Below are 20686 nucleotides of genomic sequence, written 5' to 3'. Positions count from 1 at the left end.
ATATTATTTTTTACTGTAGAAGCTTTACAATTTCTGTGTTATTTTTCTCTTTTGCCATATCCAAAGCTGTTTTGCCGTCCTTATTTTTAATTGTTAAATCAGGCTTATATTGAAGCAGAAATTTTACCGTTTCCAAATTTTCACCCTGAGCACAGTACATAATTGGGGTTTCATGATCAGCATCGATATTATTAATATCAGCGCCGTTTTTTATAAGATATTCCGCGATATTTAAATAGCCTTTACTGATTGCGCTTGCGAAAGGTGTTGCAAGATCTTTTGCTCTGGAGTCTACCATAGCTTTATTTTCGACTAGAAGTTTTACCACCTCAAATCTGTTATTTCTTGTGGCAAAACGTAATGCAGTCCACCCGTTAACATCCTGGAAATTTGGATTTGCTTTATTGCTGAGAAGTAATTCTACAATCTTTACAAATCCTTCCTGAGAAGCAAAATTCAGCGGAGTTGCGGTGCTTTCTAAAGGCGTATTAACATCGGCGCCTTTTTTTATTAAAAGTTCAACCAGTTTTATGTTTCCTGTTCCTACTGCAGAATATAAAGGCGTTAAACCATCTTCTTTTGATTTTTGGTTTATATTTTCTCCTTTCTCCAATAATTTTGTTACCTTTTCGATGTCCTGACTTTCAATAGCATTAAAGATTTTTTGAGAAAATACAGAGCTGAACGTAAATAGAGATAAAGCGACAAACAGGCTTTTGGTTTTCATAAGGTTAAAGTTTTATTTGAAATTTAAATTTATAATTTCCAAATATAAAACAATATCTTATTAATCAATGATCATTGCCGGATCAAAAATTCTTTTCCTATTCATTAAAATAGAATCAAAATTTATTTTCTCAAAAGAATCATTTCTGTTATAAAATTCGAATTTATACTTGTAGATTTCAATAATCTTATCTCTGATTTCCTTAGTAGGTTTCCGATCGTATTCATCACACAAACAAAGTGCTAATTCGCGCAAAGCAGACTCATACTCCCATTGATTTGTAACAGCTTCATCATTAATTTTTCTTTCTTTTTCCTCATCATGTAAAGGATAGTTGACTTTACAGTTTTTAAAAGTAATTTCTCCACTATATTTTTCAGAGCACGAAAGCAAAAACATCAGAAAAACTGAAAAAAATCCTGATTTCATTTAGCACACTATATCTTTTCCGCTTTAGCTTCCAATGATTTAATCAAATTCCCTTTCACCACAGTAAAAGCATGATCTTTCGCCTCAGCAAAAGAAACATCATATTTCCTGTCTATATTTCTTAAATCTGCCGGAAACTTCATGAGTAAATCGTCATAAAAATCATCTAAAAATTGTTTTGAAGGCAGTTCATAATCTATTCTAAGCTGAAAACGTCTTAATAAAGCCGTGTCGATAATTTCAGGATGGTTTGTCGCACACAAAAGCAGGGCGTTTTCCGGAAAATAATCAATCAACTGAATAAGAGTATTTACGAGACGTCTCATTTCGCCCACATCTTTATCGTCGCTCCCTCTTGCTTTTCCTATCTGGTCGAGCTCATCTAGGAACAGGACGGATCTTTCCCTCGCTGCTTTGTCGAAGATCATTTTAATATTCTGGGAAGTTTCCCCGATTCTGGAGGAAACAATATTGCTTAAATTGAGGATGATGATGCTTTTTCCCAAAGCATTGGCAATGGCTTTTGCGGTCATTGTTTTTCCGCAGCCGGAACTTCCCTGAAGAAGAATTTTGTTGTTTACCGGAAGTCCATATTCCAGAAGCTCTTTGGAAAATGTATTTTCTTTAATAAGCTGTACAAGCAGTTCTTTATTTTGGGGATCAAGGAACACATCATTAAGGCTAACTTCTTCTTTGTCTTGAATAATAAGATTGTACAGATTCATTTTGCTGAAATTATATGCAAAGATAAAGGTTATCCAACAAAAAAGCCGAACAAATGAATGTTCGACTTTCTATCGGCTATTATAAAAATTAAAATTTGTCTTCCTTAGTGTAAAATCTTGCGCTATGTTTTTTGTGCCCTTTTACTCACGCTGAGTAAAAGAGCAGTCAATCTTTGCAGATTGAAAACATATAACAATATAATTTCGTCTTTTTGTTCAGGAACTGAATTTCTCCAGATCAGAACTTTCTAAATTAGTTTCTTTCTCTTCTTGCTGCTGCAAAATAAGAGGCGAATACTACTAAACATGTTGCAATTCCGATGTAAGTGATCATTTTGTTTAATTTTTAATTATTTGACTATTTATTATCAATTTTACATTTGCAATATTACGACTTTCAAACAAGGTTCCAAAATAAATAATCATGATGTATATCAGTGTTTTAAGCGGTTTTTGTTTAAGATCATGATAAAAATAGTTTACAAATAATTAATGTAAAAATGAAAAAATAATACGGCTTTTTTTGATTTATGTGTAAAAATTTATTGATCTGTTAATTATTTCACAGCTTGTATTTAAAAGTTGATAATCCAAAAAAGAAAAAATGCAATACATAATAACATTTTCGGGGACAATAATATCTCACTTGTTTTTGATATTTAACCTCCGCAATATTAAGAAATGTTAGCATAGAAACTCTAAAAGGCACATTTTCGAGTATTTTTTTTGAATAAAATTTTTTAGAATAAACGAAATAGCAGTTTTTTTCAGGACGAAAAATGATAGCGTTTTTCCTGATTTTCTATCAACATATTAGAAATTTTTGAAGAAGAATAGTTATTTCCTACAATTTTTTCCGGATGATATAGGAAAATGATAAAAGTGAAATATATAAACTCACTCAATTATAAAGAGAATTAGGATCAAACTAAGATCGATAAATCAAATTACGATTGTCTGTGTCTTTTTTAATGGTTTCAGGCTGATCCAACTCAAATTCTTCGTATTGAGATTCTTTTTTATTTTCGCTTTCAAAACAGTTTCTGTCAATTTCATACTGTTTACAGGAAAACAACACAAGAGGAATTAAAATATACGTGAGTTTCATGGCTGATTAATTTTTCTAATACAATTTCTGATCTTTTTCACAGAAAAAACTCGTCCTTTTCCCTTTTCCGGTTTCTTTTTTCACAATTTCCAGACCGCATTTCAGGCACTTTTCCTGATGATATACTTCAAAATGTTTTCTCAGAGCATTCGCTTTTTTCCATTTCTTGAAATCGAAACTGTAATTTCTGGCTTCTGCGATCAATTCCTTTAATTTTTTTGAAGGTAAATTTCTAATAAGCGTTTCAGGATGAACTCCAATTCTGAACAAAGCCTCATTTTTAATAATATTCCCCACTCCCGCGAAAATATCCTGATCCATCAAAGCATCACAAACCATCATTTCAGGATTTGCTTTCATCCTTTCTTCTGCCTTTTCGGGATTCCACAGATCACTCATTACATCAGCTTCCCAATCGATATCTTTTAGGAATTTGTCTTTTACCGTTTTTACATTGCAGGTATAGAAATACATCCCGCCGTTCTTAAACGTTAAGCCCAGACGAAGATTCTGCGCCTGATCTTTTCTTTCAAATAAGCTGTAAGAACCAAACATCAGCAAATGAATCCGGATATTGGCTTTATCAAAAATTAAAAACGTCTGCTTTCCGAAGGTTTTTATTTCGCGTAAAAAATGGTGTTTAATTCCTGTAGTTTCAGTAATCGAATTTCCTTTTACCTCCATTACTTTTTCGCCTGCAAATTTCTGCAGATCTTCTTTCATCAGAACAATCGGTGGACCTTCGGGCATAGCATATGAATTATAAAATGTACACAACAATTATTTTGCCATGAAAAAAATTAAGCCCGATGCAATTCATTAAACATTTCAACATATTTTTCTTTGAACAGTCTTTCGGCATTTTCAGGAAAGCGGAAACCATCCGGTCCTACGTAAATTTGTTTTGAATTAAAATCTTTATCCAAAATTCTTGTTTGATTGTATTTCGTTAACCACACATCGAAATGTTCGATCAGTTTTGTGGCTTCGTCCAGTAATTCAGGAGGTAAAGAATGACCGTTATTGATGAGTAGATCTCTGATGTGCTGATTGGATTTTAAAATAATTTCATCTTCATAAAATCTGTCATATTCCTGTATTTTAGAATATTTGTTCTGAAAAGCAAGCTTTAAACGGTTCAGATGAATGTAAACCTGTCCTAACAATTCTACTGTATTTTTCCGCCATTCAAAATAAGCCGTATCTTTTTTTGATAACGCTTCAAATTCCCTTTTCAAAACCGAATTGTATTTTTCTGTTCTTTTGTGAAAGAAATAAGCAATTACTGCGGTGAAAAATCCTGTAACAATCGTGCTTCCAAGGATTTGTTTAAAAAATTCGGACATGATTTCAGTTTTTTGGAGTTAATGATCCTAAAATTACGATGAAAATCTGCAAAATGTCACAGGTATTTTACGGAAAAACAAAAGCGGGAAACACGATATTTTTCAGAAAAATTCTTCCGATTAGTTCGTAAAAAATAAAATTTGAAGTAATTTTGAAAAATGATGAACTTAAACCAGATTTTCACGAATCAGCGTACCGGAAACAATCCACAGACAAAGGCTTCAAGAACGGATTTTCAGAGGGATTTTGACAGAATTATTTTCTCTTCGGCTTTCCGCAGACTGCAGAATAAAACGCAGGTTTTTCCGCTTCCGGGAAGTGTTTTTGTACACAACCGTTTAACGCATTCGCTGGAAGTTTCTTCTGTCGGAAGAAGTCTGGGAAGTGTAATGGGTGAGTTTATTCATGACGAATTTAAAAATGATCTTACTGAAGATTCCAAAAACTTTTACCTTCACAATTTAGGCAACGTTATTGCGGCGGCTTGTCTCTGTCACGATGTCGGAAACCCCGCTTTCGGACATTCCGGAGAAGATGCGATTGCGAGTTATTTTGAAAGAAATGAATCTGATTTAAAACCCAAATTCAACGAAAAAGAATGGGCGGATCTGGTGAATTTTGAGGGAAATGCGAATGCAATAAGAGTTCTGGCGCAACAACAGCAGGGAAAAGATGCAGGAGGAATTCAGCTTACGTTTTCTACTTTGGCAAGTATCGCCAAATATCCGTGTGAAGCCATAGCTAAAAAGAAAAGGATCATTCACCGTAAAAAGTTCGGATTCTTTCAAAACGAAAAAGATATTTTTCTTGAAATTGCAAAAGGCACGAATTTAATTTCAGAAAGCGAAGAACCTTATATTTTTAAAAGACATCCTTTTGTCTGGCTGGTTGAAGCTGCGGATGATATCTGTTACAATATTATCGACATGGAAGATGCGCACCGATTGGGAATCGTTTCTACCGCGGACTGCAAAAACCTGTTCTTTGAACTGGTAAAATCTGAAACAGACGATATAAAACGGGTAAAAGACAAGCTGGATTCCATAGGAAATGAAAACGAACAGATTTCTTATTTAAGAGCCAAAGTAATCAATGCATTAATCAACAAATCGATTGAGCTTTATAAAAATAACTTTAATACCATTCTGGAAGGAAATTTAGAAAAAGGTCTTCTGGATATTTATAAGTACGAAAATAAAGCTTTGCAGGATATTGAATCTTTCTCGATAGAGAAAATTTACAATCATAAAGCGGTGGTGGAAATTGAAAATGCAGGTTATAATGTAATGTACGAATTGCTGGATCATTTTATTCCCTCCATTCTAAAATCACATGATGAAAGAAAATCTTACGACAAAAAAGCGTTAAAACTATTACCTAAACAGTTTGTATACGACGATGGAACCGATTACCAGAAAGTTTTGGGCGTAATTGATTTTGTCTCCGGAATGACGGATAATTATGCAACAGATCTTTACCGTAAAATTAAAGGAATCGACATCGGAATGACGGTATAATTGTTTTTTAGATATACAAAAACGACTATTAGGATTTAAAAAAATCAGGAACTTCTTCAATTTAAAATTGTTGAAGTTTTTTTATGCCCTGAACTCACCGTAAATTTCTTTTTTCTCCGTGCATATCAACTGTTGATTGTCATAGCGGTAACGTTTAAATTATTTTTTATATATTTAAACAAACACAGATAAGTGTTTTTCAGTTAATTAAAAAATTTACACCCCATAAAAAAATCAAATTATGACATATTTAGGAATTATTGTTTTTATCGGATTGGTAACCTTATTTGCTTCTTTTTTCACAGTGAAACAGGAAACTGCGGCAATTGTAGAGCGACTCGGAAAATTTCACTCCGTCCGTCATGCAGGTTTGCAGCTTAAAATCCCTTATCTGGACAGAATCTCAAAAAGAATGAACCTCAGAATCCAGCAACTGGATGTAATGATTGATACGAAGACTCTGGATAATGTTTTTGTGAAAATGAAGATTTCCGTTCAGTTTCAGGTGATCAGAACTCAGGTTGCCGATGCTTTTTACAGGCTGGAAAGTCCGCACGACCAGATTACATCATATGTTTTTGATGTCGTAAGAGCCGAAGTTCCGAAATTAAAACTGGATGATGTTTTCTTAAAAAAAGATGATATTGCCATCGCTGTAAAAGCAGAACTTCAGGAAGCGATGCAGAGTTACGGATATGATATCATCAAAGCTCTGGTTACAGATATCGATCCGGATGAGCAGGTAAAACACGCCATGAACAGAATCAACGCTGCGGAAAGAGAAAAAACAGCCGCAGAATACGAATCTGAAGCCCAGAGAATAAGAATTGTAGCCGTGGCAAAAGCCGAAGCGGAATCTAAAAAACTGCAGGGACAAGGTATTGCAGACCAGAGAAGAGAAATTGCAAAAGGTCTGGAAGAGTCTGTAAGAATGCTGAACAACGTTAATATCAATTCTCACGAAGCCTCTGCGCTTATTGTTGTTACGCAGCATTATGACACGCTTCATTCTGTAGGAGCAAGCAACAGAAGCAACCTTGTTTTACTGCCCAATTCGCCCACCGCAGCAAGCGGAATGCTGAATGATCTTGTGGCCGCCATGACCACTGCCAATACAGTAGGAGAAATGACCAAAGGAAATTATCCTAAACCGCCGAATGATCACGATCACAATACAAACAACAGCAGATAAAGCAAAACCTCCGGAAATTCCGGAGGTTTTATTGTTTATTTTTTAGTTTTAGATATTTGCTTTACCAAAGTGTATCTTATGGAAGATCCGTCTGCCGGAGGATTTTCTATTTTTTCTGTTTTTACTTTTAAAACATATTCATAACCCGGTTCATAAGTGAAGCCTTCGATATTGGTATAAAAATTCGTCCACGAATCTGAAGCATTTTCTTTTACCTGAAGGCATTTCATGGGTGCAACTCCGGTGCAGTCTGCGGTTTCAGGACCTACAATAAATGTCTTTTCGTTCGCAGCAGCAACGTTGGAAGAAGTTGTACATTGAGTAAGAATCATAACAAAAATTGCAGAAAACGTTACTTTTAAAAATGTTGTGAAATTTTTCATAAATAAAATTTTAGGACTTGGTTGCAATTACTGTGCCGTGAAATGATCTTAAAATTTACTTTTCAGCAGGTTTTTTATCTGAAACTCCCCAAAATTTCTGTCTCCCGATCAATAGTTCGAAAAACAGCCTGAAATCTGAGATCAGCGACCAAAGCGGATATTTGAAGGTTGCAGGTTTATTTTTTTCAATTACAGCATGGCTGAACCACGCGAATCCGTACCCAAAGATTGGGACATACCAGAGAAACCGTTCTTTTCCGGAGCTGATAACATATCCTATCACAAAAAAGACAAGCAGGGTTCCCAGAAAATGAAAGACTCTTGTCCCTGTTTTACTGTGTTCCGTAAGATAAAACCGGTAAAATTCTTTGAAGGTTTTAATTCTTTCAGACATAATTATTAGTAATTTAAAGTTCCAATCATAAACGTCTTAGAAGCATTCAATGCCCGTGAATTTTTAGTCAGTTCCTTTATTACACCTTCATTCTTAATGTAATTGGAATGAATAAAATAAGTGTCTTTGTTTTCGCGGGTAATGTAACCCGTATGAAAATCCAGTCCTACAATATATACCTGATTTTTATTTTTCCCTAAAATATAATGCTCCAGATCCTGTCTTTTGCTGAAATATTTTACCTCTGTACAAAGTTTTTTAATCATTACAGAAGATGCTTGCTGCGCAAGATACGTTCTGTTGATATCAAAACCGTAATCCGATAAAGTATTCGTTACAAAATATCCGCAGGCAATACTTCCTTTTTGCGGTTCTCTGGAGGTTCCTGCAAAAGACCATGGCGTTTTTGCCCAGTATTGAGGAACATCATTATTGATAAATTTAAAAAAATACTGCTTTTTCTCTGCCTTTGTTTTTTTATGAATTGCTGTTACATATTCTTTATAACTCTGTTTTATTTCTGTACGTTTATCAGCCGAATTGCTTTCCTGCTCAGATGTCTTTTTACATCCCGCTAATAACAGAAGCGAAAAAACAAGCAGGTATTTCATCATACAATTAAGCTTTTCCCAGTTTGCTGTTTCTGTATCCGTAGCAGAAATAGATTACTAAACCTACAGCAAACCACAGTCCAAACCAGAACCAGTTGTCATGACTCATTCCGGTAAGAAGATATAAACAAGAGCTTAAACCGATTAACGGGATCAGAGATAGATTTTTAACAAATGTCAATACACAAAGCAGTAAATTAACCAGAATAAAGAAGAAAATAGAAGCTCTGAATTCACCTTCTTTAGGATCTTTCCAGTCCATTAAATTATGGAAAAAATCAGGCTGCCAGAAATAGAAAACCACTAATCCGCCAATAAAAATAAGAGGGAAAATAAGCTTTCCGTTGATGTAACGCAAATGAAATCTTCCTTTGATCTTTTCTTTTGCCGGAAGCATTAAAACTCCTGCACAAACCAAAACAAACGCGAAAATGGTTCCGATACTTGTAAAATCGAGAATGAAAGATTTATCGGTAAATAAAATCGGAATTCCGACAACAATTCCCGTAATCAAGGTTGCAAATGAAGGGGTTTTATATTTCGGATGTACCGTCTGAAATTTTTGAGGCATCAGTCCGTCACGGCTCATGGCGTACCAGATTCTCGGCTGTCCCATCTGGAACACCAAAAGAACGGTTGTAATGGCTACAATCGCCACAAACGATACCACAAGTTCCATCCATGCAACATTGGCGTTTCCTTTTTCAAAAATAAAGGAAAGCGGATCTCCAACGCCGTCAAATTTTCTGTAATCCACCATTCCGGTAAGAACCAGCGTTAAAGCAATATAAATAAATGTACACAATACCAGAGAAATAATCATTCCCTTCGGAAGTGTTTTCTGGGGATCTTTTGTTTCTTCCGAAAGCACACTTAAAGCATCAAACCCGATATAAGCGAAGAAAACCCCCGAAACCGCACTCATTACCCCCGCAAAACCATTCGGCATGAAAGAAGTAACCTGAGTTTCCGGATTTAAAGGCGTCCAGTTATCTGTATTGATGTAAGCAAATCCCACTAAAATCACCAAAACAATCACCGCTAATTTCAGGATCACCAACGCATTATTGAAGTTTTTACTTTCCTTAACTCCTACATAACACAGCCATGTAATCAATCCGTTGATGACCAATGCCGGAACATCAACGATGAATTTTAAACTTCCTATTAACGGAGCATTCGTCCATGCATTAATCAGTTCTTTGTTTTCGGAACCGCTCATAAAAGCTTTCTTAGCTTCGGTATAACTGCACGTAAGATAGTCGGGAATATGCATTCCTAAACGGTGCAGGAAACTTGTAAAGTAATCCGACCACGAAAAGGCAACATAAATATTCCCGAAAGAATATTCCATAATCAGCGCCCAACCGATGATCCAGGCAATTAATTCCCCGAAACTTGCATAGGCATAAGTATACGCGGAACCCGCTGTCGGGATCCTGCTCGCAAATTCTGCATAGCAAAGTGCAGTAAAACCGCACGCAAAACCACAAATCAAATATAATAAGATCACACCGGGGCCTCCTCTGAAGACGGCTTCGCCGAGACTGCTGAAACTTCCGGCTCCGATAATGGCGGCAATACCAAAAAATACGATGTCCCAAACACCCAAAACCCTCAATAAACTCGTAGATGTGTCTGTCTCTGAATAGATTTTTCTTCTAAAAAGTTGATTCATTCAATTCTATATTTGATTCGAAAAAAGCAAATGTAATTATTTCTCTGAAATAATTTTTATTTTCTTAAGGTTTCTTATTAAAAAGTTAAGAAGTCTTAAAAAAATATTCAGTTACTAACAATGTGTTAAAACGCTTGTTTATACAATATCTTTTCAATATTTTCGTTGATAAATTGTGGATAAAAATTCCCGTAATTTTAAATATCTGAACCTGGTTTTCAGGCTTCTTCATGTTAAAATTTAAAATTAATGAAATCGAAAAAAATACTTTTAGCGGCTGCTGTAATGTATTTCGGGATCTCCGATGCGCAACAGTCTCAGTACTTTACCCAAAAAGAAAACTACAGATTCAATCTCGCTGAAAATCTTTATCAGACCAAAATATACAACGCTTCACAATACGAATACGCCAGACAATATTTCTACAATCAGCATTTGTCGCGTTCGAGAAAAGAAGCTGCGCAGTTTTTTGATAACGTGATCGGCGTCATTCTTCAGAAAAATCATGCGGAAGAAGGATTAACCGCTTTTATGAAAGAATATCCGAACTCTGCGTATTTTGCACAGGCCAATTTACCGTTGGCTGATTATTATTTGGCTAAAAAAGACTTCGCCAAAGCTCTGGAAACACTTAAAAAAGTAAACCAGTATCAGCTTTCCAAAGAAGAAAATACACAGTACATTCTGAAACTTGGCTATGCTAAATTCATGATGGGCGATTCCAAAGGCGCAACAGATGCACTAGAAGAAGCTTATAAAACAGCAGACCAGTCTCAAAAAGGCGACATTGCTTATATGTTGGGACATTTATATTATTCCAACAGACAGAATGATAAAGCGTTCCGTTATTTTGATTCCATTAAAGAAGAGCCGAAATATTCTAAACTGGTGCGTCCTTACTATGTTCAGATGTACTACAATGACAAAGATTATGATAAAGCGATCTCCGAAGGAACTGCTTTACTGAATGAAGATATTTCAGATTCCTATAAAGCGGAAGTTCATAAGATCATCGGTGAAAGTTATTTCATGAAAGATGATTACACTTCTGCATATCCTCACTTGAAAGATTATCTGAGCGTTCAGCAAAATCCGTCCGAGAATGATCTTTATGAGATGGGATTTGTAGCGGCTCAGCTTAAAAAGTATGACGAAGCGGTTTCTTATTACAATCAATTGCTGAACAGCAATTCGGCTTTGGCTCAGAATGCTTATTATCAGCTTGGAAATGCTTATCTGGCGGTTGGCAAAAAGCAGGAAGCACTTTCTGCTTTCCGTTCTGCCTATCAGATGAATTATGATAAGAATGTGAAAAAGCTTGCGCATGAACAGTACGCCAAATTAAGCTACGACATCGGAAATCCGTTTGAAAGTGCTTCGACGGTAATCCAGAATTATATTAATGAAAACCAAAACGGAACCAATGCTTCGGAAATGAGATCGCTTTTGGTGAAATCCTATTTATATTCCGGAAATTATAAGGAAACGCTGAACGCGATTGACCGTTTACAGAGCTCAACGCCGGAAATCAATAAGATCGATCAGGAGGTTTCTTATCTTTTGGGAACGGAAGAATTCAACAAAGGAAATTATGATGAAGCGGAAAATTATTTCTTGAGAAGTTTAGGATTCAACATCAATAAAGAATTCAACAACAGAGCTTTATATTGGTTAGGACAGGTGTATTATCAGAAAGAAAATTATCCTTCCGCGATCGCTCGTTATGAAAAATTACTGGGCGAAAATTTCCCTGAAAAACAACAATTATCTTATGATTTAGGCTATGCTTATTTCAAATCTAAAAAATTCGATCAGGCGGAAACGTATTTCAAGCAATATTTAGCAAATCCGAAACCTGAGTTTAAAAATGATGCAGAACTTCGTTTGGCAGATATTAATTACGCAAACAATAACCTGAACGAAGCGATTGCCATTTATGATAAAAATGAAGACGCAACAGATTATACACTGTATCAGAAAGCAATGGCTTTAGGATTTAAAGGTGATACTCAGGCGAAAATTACCAACCTGAAAAACCTTTTATCCAAATATCCGGATTCTGATTATTATGACGATGCGCAGTACGAAATCGGGACAGCTTACGCAGCACAGGACGATTTCAGTAACTCGAATGATTACTTTAACAAAGTGATTAAAACTTCGTCTGATAAAGATTTGGTTGCCAATGCATCGATTTACAGAGCGCAGAATTACATTGATCAGAATCAAAGCGATAAAGCTTTATCTGAACTGAGATCGCTTGGAGAACAGTATAAAAATACAGCGTATGCTGAAAAAATCGTTCAGGCTGCAAAACCGATCTTTACAAAGAACGGAGATGTTTCCGGCTACGAAACTTTCGCAAGAAATCTAGGGGTTAATATTGATGCATCAGAAATTGATGAAATTAATCTTTCGACAGCAAAACAGTATTTCACGAAGAAAGATTACAAAAACGCGATTTCATATTACGAGAAATATTTAACGCAGAATCCTACCGGAGAAGGGCTTTATCAGGCAAAATATGAGCTTGGTGAAAGTTATTATCAGACCAAAGACACTACAAAAGCATTGTTGGTTTTACAGGAAGTTGCCAATGTTCAGAATGATTATCAGGATGATGCACAAACCCGTTTAGCGCAAATCTATGTCAATCAGGGGAATACGGCTGAAGCTAAAAAATATCTTGAAAATATTAAAAACTCATCAGACGTCAACATTAAAAATTACGCCAATGTTGAACTGATGAAAGTTTATGCCGATGAAAAGAACTTCTCTCAGGCTGAAAAATTAGCCGATGCGGTTATTTCCAACAATAAAAACTCCGCAGCGGTTATTGAGACGGCAAAAGTAATTAAGGCAAGAAGTCTGATGAATTCAGGAAAAGACAAAGACGCACAGTCGGCTTACGCTTCTCTTGAAAAATCATCAAACACCTCAGTTGCCGCAGAATCTCTGTACGCGAAAGCTTATTATCAAAACAAAGGAAAAGCGTTTAAATCTTCTAATGAAACGATCTTTAAATTAGCCAATAATTATGCTTCCGAAGAATATTGGGGAGCAAAAGCGCTTGTTCTGATGGCGAAAAACTATGTTGGTCTGAAAGACAATTATCAGGCAAGTTATACTTGTGATCAGATCATTGAGAACTACAAGGATTTCCCTGAGATTGTTGCAGAAGCGAAGGAAGTTAAAAAGCAGATTAAAAAGTAAAAATATATTTAATGTATCAATTTATCAATGTAACAGTTTACCAATCAAACTATACATTGCCGGATTGTTGCATTGATAAATTGGCACATTATTAATACAAAAAGTAATGAATAAAAGAATTCAATTATTATCCATCATATTTTTAGGGGTTTCGTCGGTAGCGTTTTCCCAGATCAAAGAAGAAAAACTGATTCTCAATAAAAAAAGGGAACCGGAAGTAAAAAAGATCGAAAAAAAGAAAACTTCGGTAGAAACTATTAAAAATTATCCGCCGGAAGAAAAATCTCAGAATCCAGTACAATACAACATTACGGATGTTCCTGCGGTTTCGGACTTTAAAACGTCAACCATTCAGGGAGCAGATGTGACCCCGAAATTCGAAGGTTCGGCGCAAAACAACTACATCCAGTTCGGAATGGGAAATTTCGGTAAAATTCTGGGCGATGCAAATATTTCGAAAACGCTGGAAAATAAAATTGAGGTTGGAGTGGATGCTCATTTTCTCTCAACACAGGGTTTAAAAAAGGAATATGACTGGGATTCTAAGCAAAGCTCTACAACTTTAGGAGCTTTTCTGAATTCTTACGGAGATAAAGGAAAATTCAATCTGAATGCGGAATATGGTTTGAACAGCTATAATTATTACGGAATTTATGCTCTGACTCCAAGCAATGATGTTGATCTGGATCAAAGAGTCAATCAGTTTAAAGTAAACGGTTATTATGACTTTTATTCGAACGAAATTCTGAATGATGTGAGGGTGAAATCTTCATTCTTAAAAGACCATTTTGATGCTCAGGAAAATCAGGCTTCCGTTTTGGCGAATTTCTCGAAACATGGGGTTGAAATCGGCAAATCAGGTATCAGTCTGAATGCAGATTTAGGCGTTGGTCTGGAAACCGTGAAAACTGAATTTTCAATCAGAGATAAAAATTCGTCCAACTTTTTCAATACAAGTCTGAGTCCGAAAGTTACTTTCAGAAAAGGGGATTCTTACCTGAAATTAGGATCTCAGTTTGCGTTTCTGAATGGTAAAAACCAGAATGATCTGATGGCTGAACAAATGAAAAACAACAAGACCTATTGGTTTCCGGAAGCGGAATTTCAGGTTGCTGCCGCAGAGGAATTTAAATTTTACGGAGGAGTTGACGGAGGTTTAAAGCTGAATACGTATTCAGACTTACTACAGCAGAATCCTTTCATAGTTTCTGACCAGTATTTAAGACCAACTGAAACAAAATATCATTTTTATGTAGGTTTGAGAGGAGATATTGATGAAACTTTTAAGTATGATGTTTCTGCAGGATACGGAAAAATGAGAGACATTATGTTCTTTAAGGCCAATGATCTTTTTGACACGAATTTTACCCTGAACCGTTCTGCCTATAACTTCGCAAATACTTTTTCTGCGGTGTATGATGACGGAAATGTAGGAGACATCAAAGGTAGTTTGCAGTATTTTCCTCTGGCAAATTTAGTGTTGGACGGAGAAGTAAAATTTACCAAGTTTGATCTTAAAAATTATGAAAATATCTACAATGTTTCCTTAGTTACTGCCACAATCGGAGCAAAATATACCATGTTGGATCAAAAATTATTATTAGGTTTTAAAGGGATTTTTGCCAGCGACAGAACAACGAATTCATTTATAATTCAGGGAGTTGGAAGTCCCATGTTCTATCAGTCTACAGAGAACACCAACGATAAAGTGGGAGGTTATGCAGATTTAAATTTGTCTGCAGAGTATAAAATTCACAAAAATTTCAGTATTTTCGCGCTTGGAAACAATCTTCTGAGTTCAAAATATCAGACGTACCAAGGCTATAAAGTTCTGGGTGCACAGATTTTGGGAGGCGTGAAGATTACGTTTTAGAGTGAGAGAGTTTGAGAATTTAAGTGTCTTAGCGTTTAGTTTAACTCTAAAACTTTGCGACTCAATACGGCTGCATAGTTTAATGGATAGAACTTCGGATTTCGGCTCCGACAGTGAGGGTTCGAATCCTTCTGCGGTCACTTTTAAGGACAGACATTTGATGTTTGTCCTTTTTTATTGATCATAATTGAAGTTGATTTTATTTCTTTGATATAAGTCATTAATTTTTTTAAAAATTTATTATCTGGATTTATTCTAAATTAATATATTTGCATCATGAATATGATCGTTCCTTTCAAAGTAGCTCCATTGGCTCCTGCTTTTTCAATGAATACCGAAGAAATGTACTGCGGCGATAAGAAATCATGCTGCAAAAAATTTAAAAAGGGAAAAAGATGTAAAAAGTGCCCGGGAAGAAAGAAAATGGCTTAATTAAAGTTTTTCAGCAGGAAATAAACCGCCAGAATTAGTAAGACTACCCCGATAATAATTCTCGCGATTTTTGGCTGTCCATGAGGATTTGCAACAGTTCTTGGCTGTGACTTAAATAATTCCTCTGCCTTATCTTTAAATTTTTCCGAATTGTTTTCGAAAACTTCGGTAATAGTAATTCCCTGAACGGCTGTTTTGTGCAGTAGTGAATTCGTAGCGTGAAGCAAAATCTGGAATTTACCGTCTTTAAATTCCGTTATTTTAAAAACTCTTTCTCCATAAGATTTTTCCAGTCCGAAAGGTAACACTTTCACCACATCGGCATTTTGAGTCTGCCAATTAATGATGATCTCCTCCCCTTTTTTCGCATGAATTTTGTTTGCCGTAAAATTTTTAATAGAAGGCGGAATATTGTACCTGAAGCTTTTCTGATGACTTTCTAAATTCTGATCGTAAGAATGTCTTCTGCTTTTGTCGCTCAATGTTTCGTAAGCTTCCTGAATTTCACGGAACCGGTCTGCGAAAAAATCATCGTTATCATTTTTATCAGGATGATATTTTAAAGATAATTTTCTATACGCTTTTTTGATGTCTTCTTCCGAAGCATCGTGAGAAATCCCGAGAAAATAGTAGTAATCTTTCATTAAACTATGCAAAAATAAGGAATTTGTTATTGCGAGCAAAGTGAGGGATTTATTTCTTCTCCTAAATCTTTAACGCAGAGTCCACGACGGTTTTTTTGATATGTTGCGATTATTTTCGCTCGAAAAAGCGTTCTGCTCAAAAAAGGATAATCGCTTTATTTAAATTACACAAGCAGTTAATTATACATTTTGTCATGCTGGAAGCATCTTAGCAATGTATTTTTTAACGCTAAGGACACAAGAGTTTTTAAATGTTTTGTATTTTTAAGGTTCACAAAGCCGTTTCACTTAGATAAGAACACCCAGGTAATTTTATATTTTGAATACTACAGTGATATTTAAGTTGCCACAAGTGGAAAGCTTATCATGATTTGATGCTTTTTGAGATTGCTTCTTCGCTTTGCTCATCGCAATGACTGTAAAAAATTCCGGCTCGGGAAGCTTCGCTTCCCGAGCCGGAATTAAACAATTTCAATTGAATTACGTTTTATTATGCTTCTGCGACGTTTTCTTTTCTTTCGAAACCTCTGTGGCGGCATCTTGAAGCGAATTCTTTTTTAAACTTCCCTTTCAGCTCCTGATATTGCTCGTCGTTCATTTCTCTGATTTTATCTGCCAATCCGAAAGGAGATTTTTCTTTGATTCCGTATTCCTCAAAAATACCCTTTACAAATCTTTTTCTCTGCGCTGCTTTTTTAACAACTGCTGCAATTCCTACTACGGCTAAAGCAGCTAAAGCGCCTTTTAATACTGAATTTTTCATTTTCTCAAAATTTTAAATTTTACTACTTCTTGTTTTTTATATAGACGAATAAATGCTGAATTTACTTTACTACTTCTAAATTTTTATTTATTCGTTTGTTCTGTTGTGCCTGTTGAAAAAACCTGTTGAACATCGGTCTCTCCAGACTTCTTTGAATTTTTCTCTTTCTTCGGGTGTAAGATGCATCATTTTTTCTCTCATTTTCTTTTCTTTAAAATCTCTCATCCCTTTTCCGAAATGGAAACCTCCGAAAAGAATTTTACTCAGAATAAGAATTCCCATCGCCTGCCAGAAAGTAATGGATTTTACGCCCAAAATTTCAGGGAGAAGGCAATTCCAGAGCGCCATCACGATCCATGTAACGCCTAAAAAAATCAATGGCGGACAAAGAATCAGAAAAATCCAGCCTTTTTTATGTTTATGATTCATATCTTTTTATTTACTAACTGTTTAAATCTTCGTATAATTTTTTCAATCGGTTTCTTAAATGTTTTACGGCGTAATTTTTACGGCTGATAATCGTTTTAATGTTTTCGCCATGCTCATCCGCAATTTCCTGAAGGGTTTTGTCATTGAGTTCGTTTTCCACGTAGACGAGTCTTTGTTTTTCCGGCAGTTCATCCAGAGCTTCAAAAAGTTTTTTCCAGATCTCATCCTGAAACATTTTAATTTCGGGACCTGCGCTTTCATCCATGAGCAGAATATCTTTAATGGAAAAATCGCCGTCTTCATCTTCGTACACGAAATCTTCAAGATTTTCGGTTTTCTTCTTGCGGTATTTGTCCGTGATTTTATTTGCCGTTACTCTGTACAGCCAACCGCCAACATTCACAATCTCAGAAAGATTGGTAAGACTACTGAACTGATACCACACTTCCTGCAGAATATCTTCCGCATCCTCCGTATTTTTCACTTTCGGACGAATGTACGACATCAGCTTTCCTCCGTACTTTGAAACGGTCTGTGAGATGATATTTTCCTTCTCCTTCTGTGGCATTGTTATTTTTTCGACAATCTCCATATTGCTATGACGATTGAAAATTTTGTTTTACTTTAATAAATTTAAAATAATTTTTAAGAAATTAAGATTTTCTTTTATTCATCAGAATTTTAAAACACAAATGAAGCCAATATTTTTTCGCTAATAACATAAATCCTTTTATTATGTTTAATTTTTAATGATGAAATTTTTGAAAGATATATATATATCGTTTATATTTAAACAAAAAAACGGAAAGCTGAGCCTTCCGTTTCTATTTTAAATGATATGTTTTTAGTTCAGATAAATTCCGAAATACCAAGTCCAGACAATCAAAATGATTTGCATCGGAATTCTTTCTTTATACAGATAAGTCATTCCGGGACCTGTGAAATCCGCTTTAAAAATATTGATCTTTTTTCGGGATGAATTGATATTGGCAATGAATACCAAAACGTAAAAAACAATCAATAAAATGGCAGTCAGTTCACGAATGGAAGGAATCATCAATCCGATTCCGGCTGCAACTTCAATAATTCCTGTAAAATAAACCCAAAATAGTTTTGCAGGGATAAAATCAGGAATCATCATTGCCATTCCTTTCTGGAACTTAAAATGAGAAAATCCTGTAAATATGATGAAAACAGCCATTCCAAAATTTCCTGAAAACAAAAAATTCCAGTCGCCCTGAAAAATTTTGGTTGCTACTAAAGCCAAAATGAATGTTGTAAAAAGAATGATAAGTAATTTCATAAGATTTCTTTTTGTTTCCCGCAAATACTTTTATCAACTATAAATATAGCTTAAAATAAGTGCAAAATCGTGGAAAATAATTATTTTTCAGCAAGTTCTTTTACAATTTGCAGACCTTTTGTAAATCCTGTATTCATATGCTCTTCCCAATCTTTTTCAGTCTGAACTTCGGCATGAAGTTTTGTTTTGCCATCAAAATCGATTAAAAAATATTTTTCAAAGCAGCCGCTCCACTGTTTCACCTCCATGCTTTCTGTATCTTCGTTACCTGCTTCATCTCGCATTCCCAAATGTTTAAAAACAATCTGATCCGGCTTTTCCAGACTGTCTATTGTAGAAACCATTCCTGCTCCTTCTGCATTTGTAAAATAGGTTTTTCCGTTTACTTTCCAGTCAGATTTCATAAAAGAAGCAGAGTTGGGATTAAAAAATTTTGTCCACTCACTGTATGTATTTTCATTCCACAAAACGTCCCAGACTTTTTCTTTGGGAGCGTTGATGATGATTTCGTAAGATAAAGTTTCCATATTGTTTTTATTAAATTTTTAGAGTTGGTTTTCGGATAAATGCTTCACATTGGAAAGGGCATCCGGAAATTTTTCTTCGAAAAAACTTTTAAACTGTTCTAAAGTCTGAATTTCCACTTTCAGATGGGTTGTATTTTCATCTTCAGTCAAAATGTATTTTTCCGTGGCTTCACCCCAGTTCTGCGGTGCTTCTACTCCATTGTAAATCTCACCGAGATGGAGAAATTTAATTTCCTGATTGGGAATTAATGTAACAATTTTACTGAACATCCCGTTGTTTTGGGGATCCAGAAATTTAATGATCTCATTTTCTTTTAAACTTCCCTGATAAAAAGAGCCTTCCGTAAATGCAGAAGTCCATTGCCTGAAAGAAAAATCGTCCCAGAGTACACTCCACACTTTTTCCGCTTCCGCATTGATTTGAATGTCAAAATGTAATTTTTCCATAAAAAACTGTATAAACTAGCTGTTATTTTAATTAAGATTTTATCCTCCTACAAAGTCTCCGCCATTAATATGAATGATTTCTCCCGTTATAAAACTGGAATCTTGCGAAGCCAGAAAAACATAAGCGGGAGCAACTTCCGATGGCTGTCCTGCTCTTTTTAACGGATTGTCTTTTCCAAAAGTTGACAGATCATCGAAAGTTTCCTTTACAAGAGGAGTCCAGATTGGACCCGGAGCAACGCCGTTTACCAAAATTCCTTTTTCAGCAATATTTACCGCCAGAGAACGGATGAAAGTGGCAATCGCTCCTTTCGTAGCTGAATAATCAATTAAATGATCACTTCCCCGATATGCTGTAACAGATGTGGTACAGATAATTCTTCCACCTTTTTTCATTAATGATAAAAAATCTCTGGTGAAAGCAATCATAGAAACAATATTGGTATCAAAGGTTTTCCAGATCTGATCGTCTGAAATCTTTTCAATATTATTTTTAGGGAACTGAATTCCCGCATTGTTTACAAGAATATCCAGTGTTTTCCAGTCTTTTTTGATTTTCTCCAGACATTTTGTTCTGAAAGTTTTTTTTGAAACATCCCCTTTCAGCAAAATACATTTTCGCCCTTCTTTTTCTACGAGTTTTTGTGTTTCTTTCGCATCCTTGTCACTTTCTTTATAAATAACTGCAACATCGGCTCCTTCTCTCGCAAAATGAACCGCAACTGCCTGTCCAATTCCACTGTCACCTCCGGAAATTACCGCTTTTTTATTTTGAAGTTTTTTGCTTCCCAAATAGTTTTTACGTATAATTTCGGGATAAAGTCCGTCTTTAGGGACTTTAGATTTTGAACCTGACTTGTTCTGTGTCTTCATAAGCAAATCTTTTATGAATAAACATCAAACAGCAAGCCGAAAAGAAAAAGCCGGAAGCAGGAAGTTCTGAA

At 35.3% G+C, this 20686-nt stretch carries 23 protein-coding genes and 1 tRNA gene; 6 read left to right on the top strand and 18 right to left on the bottom strand.

Going from position 1 to position 20686, the window contains the following annotated elements:
- Positions 1-10: 10 nt before the first annotated feature.
- The 6 genes from BW951_RS15830 to BW951_RS15805 all read right to left on the bottom strand — a co-directional run bounded on the left by BW951_RS15830 (position 11) and on the right by BW951_RS15805 (position 4335).
- Positions 11-727 (bottom strand): ankyrin repeat domain-containing protein, encoded by a 717-nt coding sequence (locus BW951_RS15830; protein WP_076394636.1) that lies wholly within the window; start codon positions 725-727, stop codon positions 11-13.
- 60 nt (positions 728-787) lie between these two features.
- On the bottom strand, positions 788-1156 hold the full coding sequence (locus BW951_RS15825; RefSeq protein ID WP_076394634.1) for a hypothetical protein: 369 nt from the start codon (positions 1154-1156) through the stop codon (positions 788-790).
- An 8-nt stretch (positions 1157-1164) separates the two neighbouring features.
- Positions 1165-1881 (bottom strand): AAA family ATPase, encoded by a 717-nt coding sequence (locus BW951_RS15820; protein ID WP_076394632.1) that lies wholly within the window; start codon positions 1879-1881, stop codon positions 1165-1167.
- Positions 1882-2809: 928 nt separating this feature from the next.
- Positions 2810-2989 carry a hypothetical protein gene (locus tag BW951_RS15815; RefSeq protein ID WP_076394630.1) on the bottom strand — a complete coding sequence of 60 codons (180 nt, stop codon included), beginning with the start codon at positions 2987-2989 and terminating at the stop codon, positions 2810-2812.
- Between the two features lie 15 nt (positions 2990-3004).
- Entirely contained in the window at positions 3005-3739 is a 735-nt protein-coding gene (locus BW951_RS15810) for an endonuclease (protein WP_076394628.1), read from the bottom strand.
- Between the two features lie 50 nt (positions 3740-3789).
- On the bottom strand, positions 3790-4335 hold the full coding sequence (locus BW951_RS15805) for a hypothetical protein (RefSeq protein WP_076394626.1): 546 nt from the start codon (positions 4333-4335) through the stop codon (positions 3790-3792).
- Between the two features lie 162 nt (positions 4336-4497).
- On the opposite strand from BW951_RS15805, the gene BW951_RS15800 reads away from it, so the two are divergent.
- Both BW951_RS15800 and BW951_RS15795 read left to right on the top strand, forming a co-directional pair.
- Positions 4498-5853, top strand: coding sequence for a deoxyguanosinetriphosphate triphosphohydrolase (locus BW951_RS15800; protein ID WP_076394707.1), 1356 nt, complete (start codon positions 4498-4500; stop codon positions 5851-5853).
- 241 nt (positions 5854-6094) lie between these two features.
- Positions 6095-7045, top strand: a complete 951-nt coding sequence (locus BW951_RS15795; RefSeq protein ID WP_076394624.1) for an SPFH domain-containing protein — start codon at positions 6095-6097, stop codon at positions 7043-7045.
- A 35-nt stretch (positions 7046-7080) separates the two neighbouring features.
- Here the strand turns inward: BW951_RS15795 and BW951_RS15790 are convergent, their stop codons facing one another.
- From BW951_RS15790 to BW951_RS15775, 4 genes are read right to left on the bottom strand one after another with little or no spacing between them, the layout of a single operon-like run.
- Positions 7081-7428 (bottom strand): DUF4377 domain-containing protein, encoded by a 348-nt coding sequence (locus BW951_RS15790; protein ID WP_076394622.1) that lies wholly within the window; start codon positions 7426-7428, stop codon positions 7081-7083.
- A gap of 55 nt (positions 7429-7483) precedes the next feature.
- Positions 7484-7822, bottom strand: coding sequence for an Mpo1-like protein (locus BW951_RS15785; protein ID WP_076394620.1), 339 nt, complete (start codon positions 7820-7822; stop codon positions 7484-7486).
- 5 nt (positions 7823-7827) lie between these two features.
- Positions 7828-8436: a hypothetical protein gene (locus BW951_RS15780; protein WP_139326181.1), complete on the bottom strand. Its 609-nt coding sequence runs from the start codon at positions 8434-8436 to the stop codon at positions 7828-7830.
- Between the two features lie 4 nt (positions 8437-8440).
- Positions 8441-10111, bottom strand: coding sequence for an APC family permease (locus BW951_RS15775; RefSeq protein WP_076394616.1), 1671 nt, complete (start codon positions 10109-10111; stop codon positions 8441-8443).
- Positions 10112-10360: 249 nt separating this feature from the next.
- On the opposite strand from BW951_RS15775, the gene BW951_RS15770 reads away from it, so the two are divergent.
- From BW951_RS15770 to BW951_RS22805, 4 genes are all read left to right on the top strand, one after another.
- Positions 10361-13324: a tetratricopeptide repeat protein gene (locus BW951_RS15770; RefSeq protein WP_076394614.1), complete on the top strand. Its 2964-nt coding sequence runs from the start codon at positions 10361-10363 to the stop codon at positions 13322-13324.
- Between the two features lie 106 nt (positions 13325-13430).
- A complete protein-coding gene (locus BW951_RS15765; protein WP_076394612.1) occupies positions 13431-15197 on the top strand; it encodes a TonB-dependent receptor in 1767 nt (588 codons plus the stop codon).
- Between the two features lie 68 nt (positions 15198-15265).
- Positions 15266-15337 (top strand) — tRNA-Arg (locus tag BW951_RS15760).
- 136 nt (positions 15338-15473) lie between these two features.
- Positions 15474-15629: a hypothetical protein gene (locus BW951_RS22805; RefSeq protein WP_165796735.1), complete on the top strand. Its 156-nt coding sequence runs from the start codon at positions 15474-15476 to the stop codon at positions 15627-15629.
- On the opposite strand, the gene BW951_RS15755 is transcribed toward BW951_RS22805, so the two are convergent.
- The 8 genes from BW951_RS15755 to BW951_RS15720 form a co-directional block, all read right to left on the bottom strand.
- Positions 15626-16273, bottom strand: a complete 648-nt coding sequence (locus BW951_RS15755; RefSeq protein ID WP_076394610.1) for a J domain-containing protein — start codon at positions 16271-16273, stop codon at positions 15626-15628. The genes BW951_RS22805 and BW951_RS15755 overlap by 4 nt on opposite strands.
- 490 nt (positions 16274-16763) lie before the next feature.
- Complete coding sequence (locus tag BW951_RS15750) at positions 16764-17036, bottom strand: hypothetical protein (protein ID WP_076394608.1); 273 nt, start codon at positions 17034-17036, stop codon at positions 16764-16766.
- Between the two features lie 87 nt (positions 17037-17123).
- Positions 17124-17465 (bottom strand): hypothetical protein, encoded by a 342-nt coding sequence (locus tag BW951_RS15745; protein ID WP_076394606.1) that lies wholly within the window; start codon positions 17463-17465, stop codon positions 17124-17126.
- 13 nt (positions 17466-17478) lie between these two features.
- On the bottom strand, positions 17479-18033 hold the full coding sequence (locus BW951_RS15740) for an RNA polymerase sigma factor (protein ID WP_228408211.1): 555 nt from the start codon (positions 18031-18033) through the stop codon (positions 17479-17481).
- Between the two features lie 276 nt (positions 18034-18309).
- Entirely contained in the window at positions 18310-18768 is a 459-nt protein-coding gene (locus tag BW951_RS15735) for a DoxX family protein (protein ID WP_076394602.1), read from the bottom strand.
- 80 nt (positions 18769-18848) lie between these two features.
- Positions 18849-19295, bottom strand: coding sequence for an SRPBCC family protein (locus BW951_RS15730; RefSeq protein ID WP_076394600.1), 447 nt, complete (start codon positions 19293-19295; stop codon positions 18849-18851).
- An 18-nt stretch (positions 19296-19313) separates the two neighbouring features.
- On the bottom strand, positions 19314-19742 hold the full coding sequence (locus BW951_RS15725) for an SRPBCC family protein (protein ID WP_076394598.1): 429 nt from the start codon (positions 19740-19742) through the stop codon (positions 19314-19316).
- Positions 19743-19781: 39 nt separating this feature from the next.
- Positions 19782-20615, bottom strand: coding sequence for an SDR family oxidoreductase (locus tag BW951_RS15720; RefSeq protein WP_076394596.1), 834 nt, complete (start codon positions 20613-20615; stop codon positions 19782-19784).
- Positions 20616-20686: the final 71 nt, after the last annotated feature.

This window comes from Chryseobacterium gambrini, assembly GCF_900156825.1.
In the GTDB taxonomy this organism is placed as follows: Bacteria; Bacteroidota; Bacteroidia; order Flavobacteriales; family Weeksellaceae; genus Chryseobacterium; species Chryseobacterium gambrini.
This window is presented reverse-complemented; position numbering and strand designations above follow the sequence as displayed.